This is a genomic window from Xanthovirga aplysinae, from assembly GCF_009711365.1.
Lineage (GTDB): Bacteria > Bacteroidota > Bacteroidia > Cytophagales > Cyclobacteriaceae > Xanthovirga > Xanthovirga aplysinae.
In genome coordinates, this window is the sequence record NZ_SMMB01000205.1 from 1 (window position 1) to 680 (window position 680).

Genomic DNA, 680 nt, shown 5'->3' on the forward strand with positions numbered 1-680 from the left:
TTTTCATTCTCCTATCTTTGCCCAAAAAAAACGAAAATCGGATGTTAGAGGTAATTTACGAGGATGAACACTGCATAGCCATAAATAAACCAAATGGTCTATTGGTACATAGAACAAGGATAGCTGCTGAGGAAAAATCCTCTTTTGCTATGCAAATGCTCCGAGATCAGATTGGCCAACATGTGTTTCCTGTTCATCGCCTTGATAGACCAACTTCAGGCGTATTATTATTTGGAAAGGATAAAGAAGTTGCACATCTCTTGTCAAAGACTTTTGAGCATAGAGAAGTCCGCAAACAATACTTGACTGTTGTTAGAGGGTATGCTCCGGAGGAAGGAGAAATAGACTACCCACTTAAGAAAGAGGGAGAAGGAGAAAAACAAGAAGCTATTACTTTTTTTAAAAGACTTCAGACTGTAGAACTACCGATAGCCGTAGGTAGATATCAAACTGCACGTTATTCCCTACTAAATGTGCAACCATTAACAGGTCGAATGCACCAAATTCGAAGACATTTCGCCCACATTCGACATTATATTGTGGGAGATAAAAGACACGGAGATTGGAGACACAATCAAATGTTTGCGGAACAGCTTGATAGCCCCTTTCTTTTACTTCATGCTCATTCCATAAATTTTGTTCACCCCTATTACAAAACTACTACTACTATTGAGGCTCCC

General features: G+C 39.3%; 1 protein-coding gene. It reads left to right on the forward strand.

All coding sequences use genetic code 11. The features are described from left to right. Positions 1-41 precede the first annotated feature (41 nt). Positions 42-680: pseudouridine synthase (locus E1171_RS00415; RefSeq protein ID WP_155203023.1), on the forward strand; the 639-nt coding region annotated here is incomplete at its 3' end.